Raw genomic sequence first — 1,450 nt, forward strand, 5'->3', positions numbered from 1 at the left:
CTTACCTCTGGGCGCGGGATAAAGTAACGTGGTGGGGATGGGGCATGGAAGGGAACCCCTGGCTTAGGGCGAAAGGATTGGCAGGTTTTGGCAGGAGTAGCAGTTGCTTGTTCTTGCCGTTTGGATTTTTCTCGACGTTTAGTTTCCCACTCTTGCTCAAATTTTTTTAGGTTTGTGTCTAGGTGTTGGGCGTAGAGTGTCAGGGTGAAATGCCTTTCTTCCGTTCCTTTCTTCTTGACACGGTTGTCTTTTAAAATTCCTAATAAGTGTTCCATCCGCTGCAAGGCTTCCACCACTTGATCCTTGCTGAGACTATCTGGATAGTTATCCTTCTCGGTCAGTTCGATTAAAAATTTGGTCTTCTTAGTTTTGATTACTAGTTCTGGACGAGCTGAGTTTTTCTTGTTCCAAGAGAAGTTAATCTCTATATTCCCGTCATGGGCGATTTCGTATTTAGCAAAGGAAACTAATGCTTCAAATAAACGCAGTGCTCTGGCTTTAACTTCAGGACCGTAACTAGCTCTTGGCATACTATTCAGGGATGGGCAAGAAAAAAAAGTTGAGGGTACCCTCAATTGAAGAAGCTACCCTCAACTAGTCTAGCATTGATATACGGTGGTTGTAGGTACCCTAAACCTCGCTGTTGCTTTTGGAGACTACCCTCAGGTCAGGATGGTTTCAGTTACTAGAGGAAAAGATTCCTATGACTGACATCAAACAGCAAGTCGTTGATAACCAAGTAGTTGAGACCGTAGCATTAGTCGAACAACCACAGCCCCTAATCGAAGATCTTGCTTTCTTTCTCAAGAATGGGGATAGTCCAACGGCAATTATTGTGGCAACAGCAGTGTTACTGTTAGCCCTGACTAGATTGCTGCAAGAGGTGCTTCCCTACTGGATGAAGAAAAAATAGGTTGTGTGGGTGATCTCCCCTAACCCCCCTTAATAAGGGGGGAATTGGAAGAAATACCTTAATAAGGGGGGAATTTGAAACTAACCAGGGAAAAGGGTTTCAGTCACTGTTCCCGATTCCCGATTCCCGATTCCCGATTCCCGATTCCCTAGGGTAATGCGATCGCATCCGTTTCCACACAGCCCCCCGCCCAGCCTCAACAAACCTAAACCCTAGATTTAACAATGATTTCAATCCCGATTCCCGATTCCCGATTCCCGATTCCCGATTCCCGATTCCCGATTCCCGATTCCCTGTTCCCTTCTAGGAAATACCACGCTCTGATAGACTTAAGAACTGTAAACAAATAATTAAGAAAATAAGCTCATCTAGCTTTTGGGAGAACGGGCGCTTTGGAAAATACACTAGGTTTAGAAATTATAGAAGTCGTAGAGAAAGCTGCGATCGCATCCGCCAAATGGATGGGTAAAGGGGAGAAAAACACTGCTGACCAAGTGGCTGTAGAAGCCATGCGGGAGCGGATGAACAAGATCTATA

General features: G+C 45.2%; 5 protein-coding genes. 3 read left to right on the plus strand and 2 right to left on the minus strand.

The window, feature by feature from the left end; translation table 11 throughout:
• A partial coding sequence (locus tag F6K49_RS48705; protein WP_366514356.1) for a hypothetical protein occupies window positions 1–530 on the minus strand: 530 nt, incomplete at its 3' end.
• A 173-nt stretch (window positions 531–703) separates the two neighbouring features.
• Between F6K49_RS48705 and F6K49_RS48710 the strand changes: the two genes are divergently transcribed.
• Window positions 704–913 (plus strand): hypothetical protein, encoded by a 210-nt coding sequence (locus tag F6K49_RS48710; RefSeq protein ID WP_293109890.1) that lies wholly within the window; start codon window positions 704–706, stop codon window positions 911–913.
• 80 nt (window positions 914–993) lie between these two features.
• On the opposite strand, the gene F6K49_RS48715 is transcribed toward F6K49_RS48710, so the two are convergent.
• Window positions 994–1,116 carry a hypothetical protein gene (locus F6K49_RS48715; protein WP_293109892.1) on the minus strand — a complete coding sequence of 41 codons (123 nt, stop codon included), beginning with the start codon at window positions 1,114–1,116 and terminating at the stop codon, window positions 994–996.
• Window positions 1,117–1,137: 21 nt separating this feature from the next.
• Between F6K49_RS48715 and F6K49_RS48720 the strand changes: the two genes are divergently transcribed.
• Window positions 1,138–1,263: a hypothetical protein gene (locus F6K49_RS48720; RefSeq protein ID WP_293109894.1), complete on the plus strand. Its 126-nt coding sequence runs from the start codon at window positions 1,138–1,140 to the stop codon at window positions 1,261–1,263.
• Window positions 1,264–1,305: 42 nt separating this feature from the next.
• Window positions 1,306–1,450: fructose-bisphosphatase class II (locus F6K49_RS48725; RefSeq protein WP_293109896.1), on the plus strand; the 145-nt coding region annotated here is incomplete at its 3' end.

It is taken from the genome of Moorena sp. SIO3I6 (genome assembly GCF_010672095.1).

What these genes read in the sequence shown, in the direction of transcription:
- F6K49_RS48710 (WP_293109890.1), top strand. Translation starts at nt 704, where the DNA reads ATGACTGACATCAAACAGCAAGTCGTTGATAACCAAGTAGTTGAGACC.
- F6K49_RS48720 (WP_293109894.1), top strand. Translation starts at nt 1,138, where the DNA reads ATGATTTCAATCCCGATTCCCGATTCCCGATTCCCGATTCCCGATTCC.